Raw genomic sequence first — 15271 nt, 5'->3', positions numbered from 1 at the left:
ATGTTGCCTAAAACGCTTTCCTTATTTCTTATTTTTTGGATTTCATGAACTCTTGAGAATAACTCCTTATTTTGAATAAAGAAATTGATTATTTTTTCCGGAACAATTTCGTAATCATTTTCCTCAATGTTAATCATCACAAGATTTGGCATTCCTTCAAAATCAAGAATTCCTTGTGAATATACATAAAATACCAAATCATAATTCATTATTTCTTCTTTAAGCAATGGTGAATCATTTGCCGTGATAATTGGGTAATATTGATTAAGTCCTAAATCTGTTAAATAGGAATTGTCCTCTTCACTTTCAACAAGAATGGCCTTACTTGGATTGTATTCGGGGTTGGCTTTTTCAACTTCTTTTAAATTTTTCATTAAACCTCTTAATTTGATAATTGGAAGTTTGGAAACGTGTTCTTTAGCAGACATTACAAAATCGAGCCTTGAATTAATATTTTCAATATTTTTAGATGGGGAAAGTAATAGGATTCTATTTTTGGAGTATGTTGTATTTGAATATGATAAAATTTTATTTATGATGTCTTCATAAATTTCCAGGGCTCTGTCGCTTTTGATAAACTCATAACTTGGATTGCCCAACAACTGATTCATTATTTCAATGGCTTTTCTTTGACTTATTCCTTCGATATTAGATATTTTCTCGACATCTACATTGTCAACAATTTTTTGGAGTTCTTCTTCCCCTCCAACGCCATTGATTATTTTTTCAGAGATTTTATCTCCTATTCCTTTTATATTCTGCAATGTAATTTTTTCTCCTTGCATTTTACCAAACCCTTTTTTAATATAATATAGTATCTTAATATAATATCTGATATTGCCAAGAGCATTTGAAAAGTAATGTTAATAGTTTGCTTTAGTATTTTTTGAACAGTATTTCAATAGTTCTTTTTCATTAATTTTCCCTTCAAGAGCGGATTTGTATATTTCGACCACGTTAACATAGTCATTATCTTTCCATCTTCCATCAATTGAAAAATTGCAGTAACCGATATCCTTTAAATGACTAATTTCTCCAAGTAATGAAAGTTCTTCACTATTGAATATGCTGAGCTCTTCATTGGAAATGCTTTTATGAATTGGATAGGAGTTGTTTTTCCTATCAATTAAATTAAATTCAGATTTCTTTTTCAGTTGTTTTAATTCTTTTGAGGTTAATAATGGATAACGAGTTTTCATTAATTCGATATTTCCCTGAACAAGGATTTCTATTTTATTTTGATTTTGGCAGTATCTGATAATGTTTTCATAATCCTTTTTGGTCAATTCCGGTGAAATGGTTACAATTTTATAGTTTTCAAGACAGTTTATTGTTTCACAATTGGAAATATTCATTGAATAGGGTCCGTAATCTCCTTTGAAATTGTTGCTCATGATGGGAATGTTATAATGCATTTTATTTAATATTCCACTTACTTTATTCAGGATTTTAATCAATTTGTCATGTGTGATGTCAGGCCATTTCCAAATTAATTCATAGTCTTTTTCAGTTGATATCTCATAAGCTTCTTTTAAGAAATTTATCATATAATTCAGATTATAATTTTCAGCATTATTGATGTCTAAATTATCATTCTGGCATGGAATTTCCAAATAAACTCTTTTCACATTTTTAACATCGTATAGATGATGTAAATTATTTGTATAAAAGGAAATGTTTGCTTTTAATTGCTCTTTTTTACTTTCTTTCAAGTTCAATTTAATTTTTTTATTTTTATTGGAATATAATTTGACTATCTCATTTTCCAGTTTTTCAAATAAATCTCTTCTAAGTTCATTAATTTTACTTATTGGAATAAATAATGTTCCATCATAATTAATATTGATTTGAGTAATCTTAAAAGGATAATTTCCTACCTTTGATAATTGCTTTTTAATGGTTTCCGGTGTAATGCTCTTTTTAAGAGGCTTTTCAAATGGTGTTTTTCCAACAACTTCACATTGTATCTCTTTTCTATTTGCAAGTGTCAATCTAGCTTTAAGCTTGGGAAATTTATTTTTAATGGAAAATGTAAGAATCAGTTTAGATTTAACATAGCTATTTCCGCTATTTTCAATTTCACGAGCTTTTTTAATCAAGCTATTTTTCTTGGTGAGATAGACATCACCATTATTTAAATTAAAATTGATTTTTTTATTCTGCCAAACTTTCTTGATAATCAATACTTTATTTTCACGGGTAAGATCTTTCACTTGTTTGTTCTTTCCTTTTTTAAAATGATTCAATGTTGTAATCAGTGGATTTTGAGATATTTCCAATCCATAATCATTATCATTTTTAACAATTAATATGCCGTCCCCCTTTTCGGGTATGCTTCTAAGTGAATCATCTAGTTTAATTGCAATTTGATTTTTATGAGAATCAATAACTCTGCCTATTTTCAAACCAATATGGCCCGCTCTCAAGCTTCTTTTTGAAGTGGCACTGAATTGCCCCTCACTGAAACCTCTGTTGAAAACTAATTTTATTTGTTCACTTTCAATTTCTTTTCCGCTTTTTAGTTTATTCAATGCTTTCCGGTAACTGCTTACTACAATGGCCAGATATTCTTTGCTGCGCATTCTTCCTTCGATTTTAATACAGGAAATATTTAACTCAGCAATCTCTTTCAATTTATAATATAAACACAGGTCGGTTGGGGACAGGTAATAATCTTCTTTTTTAAGTCCGGAAATCTTATATTTTTGGCGGCATGGCTGAGCGCAAGCTCCCCTATTGCCGCTTCTACCTCCTTTAAAGCTGCTCATAAGGCATTGTCCGGAATAAGAGTAGCATAATGCTCCGTGAACAAACATCTCAAGTTCCATATTTGTTTTAAGATTTTGAATTTCCTCTTTTCTCATCTCACGTGGGAGAACGACCCTTTTAACTCCCTTGCTTTCAATATGATCTAATTTTAGTTGGTTTTCACAGGTCATCTGTGTTGATGCATGCATTTTTAAATTTGGCAGGTATCTGTTAATAAGTTCGACCAGACCAAAATCCTGAACCAAAACAGCATCAACTCCTAGTGAATATAGCTTTGACAGGTAGTTAATAACTTCTTCGAGTTCATCTTGTTTTATTAATGTATTGACGGTAACATAAACTTTAACGTTGTGTATATGGGCTATGTTTACTGCTTCACTTATTTCATCTAATGTGAAGTTTTGAGCATACTTTCTGGCACCATAATCCTTTCCAGATAAATAAATTGAACTCGCACCTGCATTAATGGCAATTTTTAAATGTTCCATGGATCCAACGGGTGCAAGTAATTCAGGTATTCTCATTATTTGTCCTCGTGTAATCTGCCTTCAATATAATTGCCTTTGTTGATGTAGGATTGTGAAAAGTCCATAATCTGGTATTTATATTTGGTCAGTTCTTCTTGATTTTTATTCTTAAGACTTTCATTGTAGATTGATAAAATTTGGGAAGTGTATTTTTCGTTGGAGTATCTGCAATCCAGGATTAACGAATCAAGCCCTAATTCTTTTATTTCATTCATCTCTTCAATTAAACACAAACAGTCTTTGTTGATGATGTGACTTTGTTTGGTGTAGTCAAAAAATACTTTATATTTGAATTTTTTTCTTTTTTTATCTTCTAATGTGGCATAATCAGCATCGTTTGAAATGATAAAGTCTTTTCCATCATTTAAATTGGTAAAATCATCTTTACTTACTATAACTTCGAGGTTTCCGTTGACAATCATTTCTAAATCTATGTTCCTGTCATGATTTTTATTAATCAACTCTTTTATTTCATGGCCTGAAAGCTCAGATGACAGTATCAGTGATTTAAATCCTGCTTCGTTCAGATTGCGAACACAGAAACTGTTCCAAACATTAAGGTTATGATTTCCATAGATGGGACAATCGAATATTTCGCTCATTGCAGGAAAATCGCCCATGACGGAAATTATTATTCCTTCGTTTTCCAGTTCTTTAACAATTTCACTGCATTTCACTGCTTCCTCTTCAGATATGAATGAATTTAAAACCCAAACAAGCTCTGTTGGTGATGCTCTTAAGCTGGCCTGTTTAAGTGTTTCTTTAATGTTGTCAAAATAATCTTCAGAGTTATTATAATGGCAGTTTCCATCAAAATATATTCTTTTCAGATTAAATCCTGAAGTGGCCTTGATTTGTGAAATGTCATCAATGAATACAGATAATTTTGGTGTTTTCTGTTTATTTTTAGGTTTTATGTTATTATAGTCTTCGAAAAATTTGGTCAAATCTTTTCTAATTTTTTTAACTGATTTTTTAGTAGGAGTATAATGATTTAATAATAGGTTTGTGGCGGTGTCTAAAATTTCACGTCTAATCTGGTTAATTTCACGAATTGGTATGAAAATATCTTTAGGCATGTTGTTAAAACGAATGTTCTCGATGTAAAATGGTGTTTCACCTGTTTTATTAAGTTGTTTTTCGATTGTTTCTTTGGTTATTGGTTTATTTTTTGCTTTTTCAAATTTATCCAAACATTTATGTCTAAAATTAATTAATTCACGGTCTATATGATATTCTACTTTTGTAAATAGATTTAGGTCATCATCCCAAGTTAGGGACAAACTGATTCCTATATTGTTTTTCACGGTTTCCTTTTCGAATTGTTTTAGATAATCGTGAGTTGATTTGGAATAACTGATAAATACCTCAGTTCCGACTTTAACAAGCCGTGTTGTGTCTATGATTATTTCATTTTCATCCTGTTTGATGATGTTTTCAAGGTAAATTCCCTTGATTTTTCCATTATATTTAAAAGCAATGCCATCTCCTGGTTCTAAAATAATTGGGATTTCCTTATTCTTAATTTCAATTGTAACTTTTGTATCTTCAATATTGGTTATGTCCCCTATGTATAAACCTTCGTGACCGGAGCTGCCTCTTCCCATTACATCTCCAGGTTTATCCCCCATGATATAACCGTTTGTGAATTGTCTATTGAAAACAAGGTGCAAATCTTTTTCATAATCGCCATCATTGCCATCAATAAGGTTTCTGTAACTGTTTACAATGGTTCCGATATAGTCTCCGGATTTCATCCTGCCTTCCAGCTTCAAAGATTTAACTCCTGCGTCGGATATTGCCTGTAAATTTTTGTATGTTGCTAAATCATGGGTTGATAGCAAATATCCGTTTCCAATATTGTATCCCCTGTATTTCAGACGGTATTCTCTTCTGCATGGCTGAGCGCAAGCACCTCTATTTCCACTTCTCCCGCTGTTGTATGATGACATGTAACATTTTCCACTAACACAATAACATAATGCTCCATGGCCAAACACTTCAATATCCATGTCAATATTGTCGTTTTTAAGCCTTTTTGATGTTTTTTTGATTTCATCAATGTTGACTTCTCTTGGAAGAACAACCCTTTTAATGTTATTTCTTGAAGCCCATTTGATTGAGGGGTAATTGTTTAAACCCATTTGTGTTGACGCATGAACTTCCAAATCAGGAATAAATGTTTTCAAAAGCCAAATCAATCCAAAATCTTGAACTATGACTGCATCAACTCCAATCTGATATAATTTAAATAAGTATTGCAGGACGTCAACAACTTCAAAGTTGTTGATTAATGTGTTCACAGTCACATGAATTTTAACGCCATTTAAATGAGCATAATTCACGGCTTTTTCGATTTCTTCAATCGTGAAATTTTTAGCATATGCTCTGGCTCCATAATTTTGTCCAGCAAGATAAACTGCATCAGCCCCGGCATTCACCGCAGTTACTAACACTTCATATGAACCTGCGGGAGCCAATAATTCTTCTAAAACCATTTTATTTTTACACCTTAATTGATTATTCATTTATACTTTTTATAATTAATTATATATTAAATTTAAAACATATTCTATTTTATGTATATAGTTTTTGAAGGAATAGATGGTGCTGGAAAAACAACTCAAATCCAATTATTGAAAGAATGGTTAGAAGATAACGGATTTAGAGTGGAAACCTTAGTTGAACCAACAGATTCTGAAGTTGGAAAATTAATTAGGCGTATTTTGCAACGTCAGGATGCAACAACAGATGTTGTTCAAAAAACATTGGGCCTTCTTTTTGCAGCAGACAGAATGTTGATAATGGATGAATTAAGTGACGAGTCTAAAATAATTATTTCTGATAGATCATTCATATCTTCTCTTGCTTATCAGGAGCCTGCAGATTGGATTGAAGTTTTAAATAGATATGCCAAAAAGCCAGATCTTCTGATATTGTTGGATTTGGATGTTAAAAAATCTGTCGCAAGAACTTCAGGCGAGGATACTTTTGAAAATGAGGAATTCTTAACTAAAGTTAAAGACAATTATTTGAATTTGGTTAAAAATTATGAACATCAAATTATTGATGCTAATAATGGTGTAAATAAAGTTTCTTCGGATATTAAAAAGGCCGTTGCACCTTATCTTGGAATTTGTCAGGATTGTATTCTTTGAAAAATCGGAGATTATTCTTTGGATTGTTGAATATTATGTTTAACAGGTTAATAATATGGGTTATAAAATAAGCAATAACTATTATATAACATTAAATAAAATAATATATCAAGTGATAAAATGGACAAAAAAGAATTAATAATAGTAGGAATTATTATTATCATCGCTGTTGTGGTTGGCAGTATTCTATTTGCTTCAAATGGCGATTCCAAATATACTACTCTGGATGTTTTAAACAAAGGAGCTATCGGAGAAAATAGTACTGTTTATGTTAAATTATCAGACAATGAAAAAACAGCTCTAAGCGGCAAAACACTCCATATTAAACTTACAAATAATGAAAGTAAAGTTATTTATGAAAATTCTGTAAAAACTCATGCTACAGGTGTTGCAATTGTTGAATTAGAAAATATCAGTGCGGGTGACTATAATCTTAATGTAACCTTTGATGGTGATGAAAATTATACTGGAAGCAGTATTTCACAAAAGATAACTGTCAAAGAGGGTTATGTTGAGGAGAATTTAGAAAACAGCACATTAATAGAAGATACTATTGCAGATGCTCAAAATTCAGATACTTCTTCATCCCAATCATCTTCTTCATATTCAACAAGCTATTCATCTCAATCTTCTTCAAATTCCCAATCAAGCTCACAATCTGATTCTTCATCTTCACAAGAATCTTCCGATTCATCATCAGATGCCGGAGATGATAGTTCAGATTCTTATTATGATGAAAATGGAAAGGAAGTGTTGCCTGAGTATGATGAAAATGGTAAGGTTGTAACGTAACCGTTAAAACAAGTTAAAATAGTTTAATTCCCAAAATAGTATTGGGATTAAATTCTTTTTTTTTTAAATTTTCTAGATTTTAATAAATGATAATAGGAAACTATTTGTTTCCTTCTAATTCTTCCAATCTTTCTTTAATTGCATTTGCTAAAAATTCTTTTACTTTTACGAGCTCATCATATTCGCCAATTACTTTTGGGCCGAATTCTGTCTGCTCTAGTTTGATATCGAATTTTTCATATGCATGGGCAAGCATAGCTTCACCACCCTTTGGTATGCCCATTTGAAACTCTTCTTTTTCTTCTTGCATTTAATTTTCCTCCATGTACTGTCTTACCGGAGCAAAGAATTCAATTAAGAAGTCTTTAATTCCATTTTTCAAATCCATTGGGTGTAGGTTTCCTTCACTGAAATCTTTAATCAATTCATCATGTGTAAGTTCAATGTCTCCACCGAATTTTTCAGGTCTTTTAATAAGTAATTTATCTTGATTTGGAAAAACAAATGTTTCTGCAATTTCAATCATTGGATTGTCTTCAATTTCTCCTTGCGGACAGTAACTTTTATTAATCTTTTTAGAAATCTCTTCAACAGAATCATCAACAGCGATATAGTTTCCTTTACTTGAAGACATTTTAGCATCTCCATCAAGCCCGTGTAATAATGGGGTGTGAATACAGACTGGTACGTTTTCACCAATTTTTTCTAAGTTTTCACGTGCCAACATTTGGATTTTCCTTTGTTCCATTCCACCTAGTGCAATATCGACTTCAAGTGCCGCCATATCAACAGTTTGCATAATTGGGTAAATTACACTTGCTACTTTAGGATTGTCATCTGCACGGCTTACTTGATCCATACTTCTCCTTGCTCTTTTTAAAGTTGTCATTGTAGCTAACTGATAAACTTTGTCTGTGTAATCAGGTTCTAATTGGAATGATGAACCGTAAACATATTCTGTGGTGTCATCTAATCCAAGAGCTTGGAAGCATTTCTTATTGTATTCTGCAGTTTCTGCAATTTCTTCAACAGTTCCTTTTCCATTTAAAAATGCGTGATAATCTGCAAGAAGGATTTTGATTTTAAAACCTAACTTTTGCAATTGTTTTAATTTTTGCACAGTTACGGCATGCCCTAAATGGATTTTACCAGAAGGTTCATAACCGGTATATGCTATAGGCTGTTCTTTTTGGAGAACTTCTGTTAATTCTTCAACATCTATAACTTCTAAGGTTCCTTCTTTTATTAATTGAATTTTTTCTTCAATATTCATTTTATCACTTAATTTATTAAATAAATGTAATTATCAATTTTTATAAGTCTGATTTCATCTCCAATTGTGCAATCTTTGAAATCATCTTTCATTTCCAAATCGACTGCAGAATAATCACTTGGGTCTAAAATTTGAATTGTCTTTGGAGATTTTGAAATAATGGTTGTAGTTTCAATTTCGTCTTGTTTTTTGATAAGTTCAATATTTTCCATATGTTTTAATGGAATTGTGAATTTTTTATTATCATTTGTCATGTCAATGCATATTACTCTATTTTTATCAATATCCTTTACTTGGGAAATCTTATTTTCATATTTTATAAAGTCCCCAATTTCAAATTCAGGTATTCTAAGAGAAATCCATATCCTGTACAATCCTTTTCCAGTAGATTTGTCTTCACTGATGAGTCTTGGAGATTCTTTGATTATTCCTCCAAATTCATCTTTCAATGCTTCACAAACTTTCCTGGCTGATTTCAAGGATCCAATGTAATAATCGCGCCCTTCTTTTAAATTGGCTATTTGGGGGCAATATGCAAGTTTGTCTTTTTTACTTAGTTTAATCAATGTTTTTTCAATGATTTCATCTGATTTTACATATTCCTCTTTTTTTATTTCTCTATGATCTGCTCTAAACTGAATAACTGCTTCATAATATCCGGCCTGTAATTTGCTGCATGTTGGACAAACGGTTTTCAGTATTTTTACTTCACTTTCATGGGTTTCTTCAATCTGAGTTTCATGAACTTCACCAACAACTTCAACAAAGCATTGGGCTATTGTCCCTTTCATCTGATCAATTTCAAGGTTGATTATCTCATTTGAAACTTCATCTGCTATTATTATATTTCTTTCAAGTGCTCTGTATATTATTTCTTCTTCAGGAATGTTTTCTTCACTCCATTTTCCTTCTTCAAGTTTGCTGTTACAATGGCTGCAAATTTGAACTTCAATACGTTCTGGAATTTCAATCATCTGAAAATCCTTTAAAAAACAGTCTATGCAGATGTTTCCAACCATCTTTTTCTCAGTACTTCCGCACTCTACACAAAACATAATATCGATAAAAATAAGAAAAAAGGTAAAATTATAATGATTTTAAAGGTGCTGTTGCACCGCATGCAGCACATTTAAGTAAGAATATTCTACCTTCTCTGATAATTCTGGTATCTGGTCTGTTACATTCATGACAAATAACATATTTGTCCACGTAATCTTCAATTCTTTCATTGATTAAGTAATGAGTAAATTTACCTTGCAGAATCGCTCTTTGACCTTCAATGTTTCCAGCAGTACCTAATTCTCTCATTAAGAATTTTAATAAATGTTGAGGGTCTCTGTTTAAACCTTCACAAACATCTTTAAAGTTTTTAATAAATGTTCTATTACCTTGGATATCTGAATAAGCTTTAGGAATTTTAAATCTTTTGTGTTCAAATACTTCTGGAGGTAATTGGTCTATTGCTCTTTCTAATAAATCTTCGTATTTATCCATATTATCTCTCCGTAAAAATCAGTATAAGTATAATATATTAAATTTTATTTTAATCATTTATTAATGTATTGTTATTTCTAAAAAAATAGTGAAAAAATAATAAAAAAATAAAAAGTTGAAGAGTTATGATACTCTTTTAAAGTATCCTGTATCAGGTTCGTATATAACTCCTTTTTGTTGTAAGTTACGAACAATACTTTCTACTTTTTCTTGGCTGACACCATATTTTTCATTCATGTTTGAAATTAGTATATTTAATGGTGCATTTCCGGCATATTCCTCTTCAAGAAGGGCAATCTCTTCAGTAACTCTTTGTATTTTGTCTCTATCGGATTTAGGTGTTCTTCCTTCCAATACTTCAATATCCATTTCACCGGTTTCAGGATCAACACCCACCTTCTTAAGACATGCCATCTGTAATCTTACAGCTTTTTCAGCATCTTCTTTTTCAACAACGTCTTTAAGTTTGATTTTTGCACTTGCCTCAGCTAAACGGATAATAGCTTCAAGTTGTCTTGCGGTAATTGGCACAGCGCCTTGTTCTTCAGGATTACTATTCCTTGTGCTCACATAAAATTCTTTTAAAACTTCGTTAGCCTCATCTGTTAAAGTAGGGTTAACGGTTTTACGCGCATAAGCAATATATTTCCTAAGTAATTCGGGTTCGATTTCATAGTCAATAGTATTCTCTTTATGTATTTTCAGAATATGGTCTGCTAATTTTGCATCTCCTTCCCTACTTGGTTTGTCTTCAATAACAAATATTAAATCAAAACGAGAAATGATTGGTGCTGGAAGGTCTATTTGTTCCGCAAGTACTTTATATCTGTCAAATCTTCCAAATTTGGGGTTTGCTGCTGCAAGAACAGAACATCTTGAATTTAAGGTTGCCATAATTCCTGCTTTTGCAATACTTACTGTTTGCTGTTCTAATGCTTCGTGAAGTGCTGACCTGTCTTCGGATCTCATTTTATCAAGTTCGTCAACACACACATTACCTTGGTCTCCAAGTACCAATGCACCTGCTTCCAAGGACCATCCTCCAAGTTCGTCTCTAACTGCTGCCGCTGTTAGTCCAGCGCCGGTTGTACCTTTACCGCTTGTATAAATACTTCTTGGAGCTAGCCTTGAAACATATTTCAATATTTGTGATTTACCGATACCAGGATCCCCTACAATAAGGATGTGGATATCTCCTCTTAATTTTGTCTCGTCTTCGAGTTGTTTTGCAGATCCTCCAAATAACTGTAGAGCAATAGCTTCTTTCACGTCTCTGTATCCTCTAATTGAAGGTGCAGTTGATTTTATAATTTTTTCATAAATGTGAGGGTCTTTTGATAATTCAATAATTTTTTCTTCATCCTCTTCAGAGAGTTGTAATTCTTCAAATTCTTGTTCTAATGGTTCGATGTGGTTTACATAAATATAATTCTTAAATTTGCCGCTTCTCTCTTCTCTGAAGGTTCTCAATGTCCCGGTTATTCTTACTTTATCTCCTGGATTCAATTCATCTACTAAATCATCTTCCAATACCATTAACATTTGTTTTGGTTCTGTTCCTCCGGATAAATTTTCTAGAGGTTCCTGCATTCTTGCGGTTTGAGTGTCAATGTATTTTGATTCTTCCTGAAGTAATCTAAATGACCTTCCTCCACATTCACTACACAGTGACGGTTCTATAATTGTGTTGCTGGAAGTTTGCTCAACTTCATGCAATCTCATACAGCCTCTGCATTCAAATACTCCTGTCTCAATACGAGGTCTTATCTCATCTGTTTTTCTCACAATTCCGTCTGCTGAAACGAATGTACCAATATATTTACTTAGCAAGGTTTTTAAAGGTATCACATTGGTGAGATTTTCAAAACGAATATGCATGTCAGCATCTTTCACAAGGGGGTCAATGTTTTTAATAGCTATTTGTGCTGCTTGAATAACCTCTTCAGGTTTATCTATTAATAAATCCGCCAAGTCAGGATCAAACATTTCCAATGCAGTATAATCTACATTAAGTGATCTTTCATCGGGATATTTTTCAAGTATTTCAAAAACATCATCCTTGTAAGAAGTTGAAAAAAACTCTTCAAATTTTGCAATTGATGTTTGTGATTTAGTAGTAGAATTCATTATCTATATTATTATTTTTTCATACTTTAAAAATTATTGTATTAGAGCATTTGAAAAGTAATTTTTTTAGGGGCAAACTTAATATAGTAAAATTAATAATATTACATAATATATAAATTATAAATTTATTTTTTGAGGGTATTATGAGGAAATCTAGACTAAGCTTATTCAAATCCACTTCAATGTTAATTTCTGTTGTTGGAATTATCATGATTGTATCTACGATTATTGTTGTGGCATATGTGGGGTATAGTATGGTTTCTGAGGGTATTACTGATGAGATATCTTCAGGCACTCAATATGACGAACTTGCAGAATTAAAATCATCCTATTCTGATTTGGTAATGAAGTTTGATAGTGTCAAATCAACATATTATGCTGGTGGTAGTGAGCAAGTTCAAGTTTATAATGATGCAAGACTTGAGTTGTCCAGAGCAAATTCCGCTATTGAAAACGTTCAAAGTGCATTAGATGCAGGCAAACCATCTAATGAAGTTGATAGTAGGATTGATTTCGCTAAAGAGAAACTTAAGTCTGCTAATGATGCATACAATACTCTTTAATTTTTCTTTTTTCTCTTTTTTGGCATATATTCTAAACCAACCACATACATTTCAGAACTTTTTTTACGAGATGATGCAGGTTTTGTTGTTTTCACCTGTCTGAATTTACCTTTAAGTGAGTCCAACATAGGTTTGTATTCAGGTCCTTGAAATACTTTCATAACAAGATTGCCTTTTTCCTCAAGGATATTTTCAGCAATTTCAATAACCACATTCACCAAATCGATTGACCGTAGTTGGTCGATATTTTTAATTCCGCATAGGGATGGGGAAGCATCAGACATAACTACTTTTGCTTTTCCACCAATAAGTTCCATAATCTTTTCTTGCACTTCAGGTGTTGTAAAATCGCCTCTGATTCCATAATAATTTTCTTCATGGAATTTTTTGAATCTGTTTAAGTCGACACCTACAACAATTCCTTCCTCTCCAACTTTTTCCAGTGCCACCTGGGACCATCCTCCTGGTGCGGCGCCCAAATCAACGACAGTATTTCCTTCTTTAATTATTTTAAATTTTTTATCTAACTGTTTAAGTTTATATGATGCTCTTGAACGATAATCTTCCTGTTTTGCTCTTTTATAATAGGGGTCATTGTGTTTTTCCATTTGCCATTTGCTTCCCATTTCAATTCCTCTTGTATTTTTCAAAGTCAAGTGCACTACATACAGGTGCACCAATTTTTATAATCTCCACATCAACTTCTTTGTTGTTTATTTCAAGCAGCATTACTGTTCTGTCAGCAAGTCTCGGTACAATTGGACTTCCAGGATTTAATAATAGCACTCCATCGGTCTTTTCTATTTTTGGCTGATGGGAATGTCCTGTAATTAATATGTTAACGTTCAATTCCTTTGCAAGATAAACTAATTGTTGAGTATCTGCTCTTGGATAAACTTCCCCATGGGCAATTCCAATTTTCAGCCCTTCAACTTCTATTATTTTTGCCACAGGCAGATTAATTCCTTTTGCCCGATCCATATTTCCTTGAATTGCTATTACAGGAGCTATATTTTCCAGCTCTTCAATGACTTTCAGCGAAGTCAAATCGCCGGCATGCAATATCAAATCAACATTATTAAATGTATCAAATACTTTTTGAGGTATTTCTTTGGCTCTATCAGGGATATGTGTATCTGAAATTAATCCAATTAACATTTTTTTCAACCTTTAATAAATTTATACAAATATTATCTTATTATTTGTTCGTTATCCTTTTTAATGTTTATTTTTAAATATTTTTAGTATTAAAATAAAAAGTCTTATAAATTCAGAAAAATATATATAATATTATCATTCTTTGAGGAGAAGATAAAATGGGAGAAGTTAAAAAGGAAGACATTTTAGACATTTTGGCTAATTATAACAAAGATGAAATTACAATAGCCACTCTCGGAAGCCACACTTCTTTACATATTTTGCAAGGTGCTAAAGAAGAAGGATTCAGAACAGCTATTGTATGTGAAAAAGGCCGTGAAGTTCCATATCAACGTTTTGATGTTGCGGATGAATACATAATTGTTGATGAATTTAAGGATATTGTCAATGATGATGTTCAAGAAAAACTCAGAGCGATGAATGCAATTGTAGTTCCTCACGGATCTTTTGTGGCATATGCTGGATTGGATAATGTTGAAGACAAATTCAATGTTCCAATGTTTGGAAACAGAGATGTTCTTAGATGGGAAGCTGAAAGAGATAAAGAAAGAGCATTACTTGTTGAAGGTGATGTAAGAATACCATTCAAATATAATGATCCTTCTGAAATTGACAGGCCAGTAATGGTCAAATTCCCTGGTGCAAGAGGTGGAAGAGGTTACTTTGTAGCTTCATCTACAGAAGAATTTGATGCTAAAATTGAAGCTATGAAAGCTCGTGGATGGTTAGAAGACAGTGATGTTGAAGCAGCACACATTGAAGAATATGTTTCAGGTTGTAACTACTGTATACACTATTTCTACTCAGCACTTGATGATAAAGTTGAATTGATGGGTATGGACACAAGATATGAATCAAGTATTGATGGATTTGTAAGAATGCCTGCAAAAGACCAATTGGACATTGATTTAAGCCCATCTTATGTTGTTACAGGTAACCACCCTGCTGTGATTCGTGAATCTTTACTCCCACAGGTATTCGACATAGCAGATAAATTAACAGAAAGCGCTAAAAAATTAGTTGCTCCGGGATTAAACGGACCATTCTGTATGCAAACATTAGTAAATGACAATCTTGAAGTAATTTGTTTTGAAATCAGTGCAAGAACTGATGGTGGAACAAACACATTTATGGACGGTTCTCCGTACTCCTACTTAACATATGGCAAACCAATGAGTATGGGTAGAAGAATTGCTTTAGAAATTAAACGCGGTGTAGAAAGAGATGAATTAGAAAAAATAATAACATAAATAGTTATTATTTTTCTTTTATTATTTTTTTAAAATTTTATTTAAAAAACCATTATTTTCTTTTTTTGGAGTTTCTTTTACTTTTTTATTTTTATTTTTCTTTTTACCGATTTTTTGTTGTTTTTCATATTCTTCCATTGCTTTTTGACGACTTCTTTTT

General features: G+C 32.0%; 14 protein-coding genes. 4 read left to right on the top strand and 10 right to left on the bottom strand.

Going from position 1 to position 15271, the window contains the following annotated elements; translation table 11 throughout:
• From Q4Q55_RS07470 to Q4Q55_RS07460, 3 genes are all read right to left on the bottom strand, one after another.
• The coding region (locus tag Q4Q55_RS07470) for a helix-hairpin-helix domain-containing protein (RefSeq protein ID WP_303372201.1) at positions 1-785 on the bottom strand (785 nt) is incomplete at its 3' end.
• 78 nt (positions 786-863) lie between these two features.
• Positions 864-3293 (bottom strand): U32 family peptidase, encoded by a 2430-nt coding sequence (locus Q4Q55_RS07465; RefSeq protein WP_303372200.1) that lies wholly within the window; start codon positions 3291-3293, stop codon positions 864-866.
• Complete coding sequence (locus Q4Q55_RS07460) at positions 3293-5794, bottom strand: U32 family peptidase (RefSeq protein ID WP_303372199.1); 2502 nt, start codon at positions 5792-5794, stop codon at positions 3293-3295. Before Q4Q55_RS07460 ends, Q4Q55_RS07465 begins: the two co-directional genes overlap by 1 nt.
• Before the next feature lie 81 nt (positions 5795-5875).
• Between Q4Q55_RS07460 and tmk the strand changes: the two genes are divergently transcribed.
• Complete coding sequence (gene tmk, locus Q4Q55_RS07455) at positions 5876-6454, top strand: dTMP kinase (protein WP_303372198.1); 579 nt, start codon at positions 5876-5878, stop codon at positions 6452-6454.
• Between the two features lie 120 nt (positions 6455-6574).
• The gene (locus Q4Q55_RS07450; RefSeq protein WP_303372197.1) at positions 6575-7246 is read left to right on the top strand and encodes a hypothetical protein; all 672 of its coding nucleotides are present in this window, start codon (positions 6575-6577) and stop codon (positions 7244-7246) included.
• Positions 7247-7346: 100 nt separating this feature from the next.
• Here the strand turns inward: Q4Q55_RS07450 and Q4Q55_RS07445 are convergent, their stop codons facing one another.
• From Q4Q55_RS07445 to mcm, 5 genes are all read right to left on the bottom strand, one after another.
• Positions 7347-7556, bottom strand: a complete 210-nt coding sequence (locus Q4Q55_RS07445) for a hypothetical protein (RefSeq protein ID WP_303372196.1) — start codon at positions 7554-7556, stop codon at positions 7347-7349.
• Entirely contained in the window at positions 7557-8519 is a 963-nt protein-coding gene (locus tag Q4Q55_RS07440; RefSeq protein WP_303372195.1) for a tyrosine--tRNA ligase, read from the bottom strand.
• 8 nt (positions 8520-8527) lie between these two features.
• A complete protein-coding gene (locus Q4Q55_RS07435; RefSeq protein WP_303372194.1) occupies positions 8528-9574 on the bottom strand; it encodes a 60S ribosomal export protein NMD3 in 1047 nt (348 codons plus the stop codon).
• 31 nt (positions 9575-9605) lie between these two features.
• Positions 9606-10013 (bottom strand): translation initiation factor IF-2 subunit beta, encoded by a 408-nt coding sequence (locus tag Q4Q55_RS07430; protein ID WP_303372193.1) that lies wholly within the window; start codon positions 10011-10013, stop codon positions 9606-9608.
• 123 nt (positions 10014-10136) lie between these two features.
• A complete protein-coding gene (gene mcm, locus Q4Q55_RS07425; RefSeq protein WP_303372192.1) occupies positions 10137-12140 on the bottom strand; it encodes a minichromosome maintenance protein MCM in 2004 nt (667 codons plus the stop codon).
• Between the two features lie 143 nt (positions 12141-12283).
• On the opposite strand from mcm, the gene Q4Q55_RS07420 reads away from it, so the two are divergent.
• On the top strand, positions 12284-12703 hold the full coding sequence (locus Q4Q55_RS07420) for a hypothetical protein (RefSeq protein WP_303372191.1): 420 nt from the start codon (positions 12284-12286) through the stop codon (positions 12701-12703).
• Here the strand turns inward: Q4Q55_RS07420 and Q4Q55_RS07415 are convergent.
• Positions 12700-13329 carry an RlmE family RNA methyltransferase gene (locus tag Q4Q55_RS07415; protein WP_303372202.1) on the bottom strand — a complete coding sequence of 210 codons (630 nt, stop codon included), beginning with the start codon at positions 13327-13329 and terminating at the stop codon, positions 12700-12702. The genes Q4Q55_RS07420 and Q4Q55_RS07415 overlap by 4 nt on opposite strands.
• 1 nt (position 13330) lies before the next feature.
• Complete coding sequence (locus Q4Q55_RS07410) at positions 13331-13870, bottom strand: metallophosphoesterase (RefSeq protein WP_303372190.1); 540 nt, start codon at positions 13868-13870, stop codon at positions 13331-13333.
• A gap of 149 nt (positions 13871-14019) precedes the next feature.
• Between Q4Q55_RS07410 and Q4Q55_RS07405 the strand changes: the two genes are divergently transcribed.
• Complete coding sequence (locus Q4Q55_RS07405; protein WP_303372189.1) at positions 14020-15111, top strand: formate--phosphoribosylaminoimidazolecarboxamide ligase; 1092 nt, start codon at positions 14020-14022, stop codon at positions 15109-15111.
• Positions 15112-15271: the final 160 nt, after the last annotated feature.

It is taken from the genome of Methanobrevibacter sp. (assembly GCF_030539555.1).
Taxonomy (GTDB): domain Archaea; phylum Methanobacteriota; class Methanobacteria; order Methanobacteriales; family Methanobacteriaceae; genus Methanocatella.
Note: the sequence above shows the minus strand (reverse complement) of the source record. Positions and strands in the feature narration are given on the sequence as shown.

What these genes read in the sequence shown, in the direction of transcription:
- Q4Q55_RS07440 (WP_303372195.1), bottom strand. Translation starts at nt 8,519, where the DNA reads ATGAATATTGAAGAAAAAATTCAATTAATAAAAGAAGGAACCTTAGAA.
- tmk (WP_303372198.1), top strand. Translation starts at nt 5,876, where the DNA reads ATGTATATAGTTTTTGAAGGAATAGATGGTGCTGGAAAAACAACTCAA.
- Q4Q55_RS07465 (WP_303372200.1), bottom strand. Translation starts at nt 3,293, where the DNA reads ATGAGAATACCTGAATTACTTGCACCCGTTGGATCCATGGAACATTTA.
- Q4Q55_RS07435 (WP_303372194.1), bottom strand. Translation starts at nt 9,574, where the DNA reads ATGTTTTGTGTAGAGTGCGGAAGTACTGAGAAAAAGATGGTTGGAAAC.
- Q4Q55_RS07415 (WP_303372202.1), bottom strand. Translation starts at nt 13,329, where the DNA reads ATGGGAAGCAAATGGCAAATGGAAAAACACAATGACCCCTATTATAAA.
- Q4Q55_RS07420 (WP_303372191.1), top strand. Translation starts at nt 12,284, where the DNA reads ATGAGGAAATCTAGACTAAGCTTATTCAAATCCACTTCAATGTTAATT.
- Q4Q55_RS07450 (WP_303372197.1), top strand. Translation starts at nt 6,575, where the DNA reads ATGGACAAAAAAGAATTAATAATAGTAGGAATTATTATTATCATCGCT.
- Q4Q55_RS07460 (WP_303372199.1), bottom strand. Translation starts at nt 5,794, where the DNA reads ATGGTTTTAGAAGAATTATTGGCTCCCGCAGGTTCATATGAAGTGTTA.
- Q4Q55_RS07405 (WP_303372189.1), top strand. Translation starts at nt 14,020, where the DNA reads ATGGGAGAAGTTAAAAAGGAAGACATTTTAGACATTTTGGCTAATTAT.
- mcm (WP_303372192.1), bottom strand. Translation starts at nt 12,140, where the DNA reads ATGAATTCTACTACTAAATCACAAACATCAATTGCAAAATTTGAAGAG.
- Q4Q55_RS07445 (WP_303372196.1), bottom strand. Translation starts at nt 7,556, where the DNA reads ATGCAAGAAGAAAAAGAAGAGTTTCAAATGGGCATACCAAAGGGTGGT.
- Q4Q55_RS07430 (WP_303372193.1), bottom strand. Translation starts at nt 10,013, where the DNA reads ATGGATAAATACGAAGATTTATTAGAAAGAGCAATAGACCAATTACCT.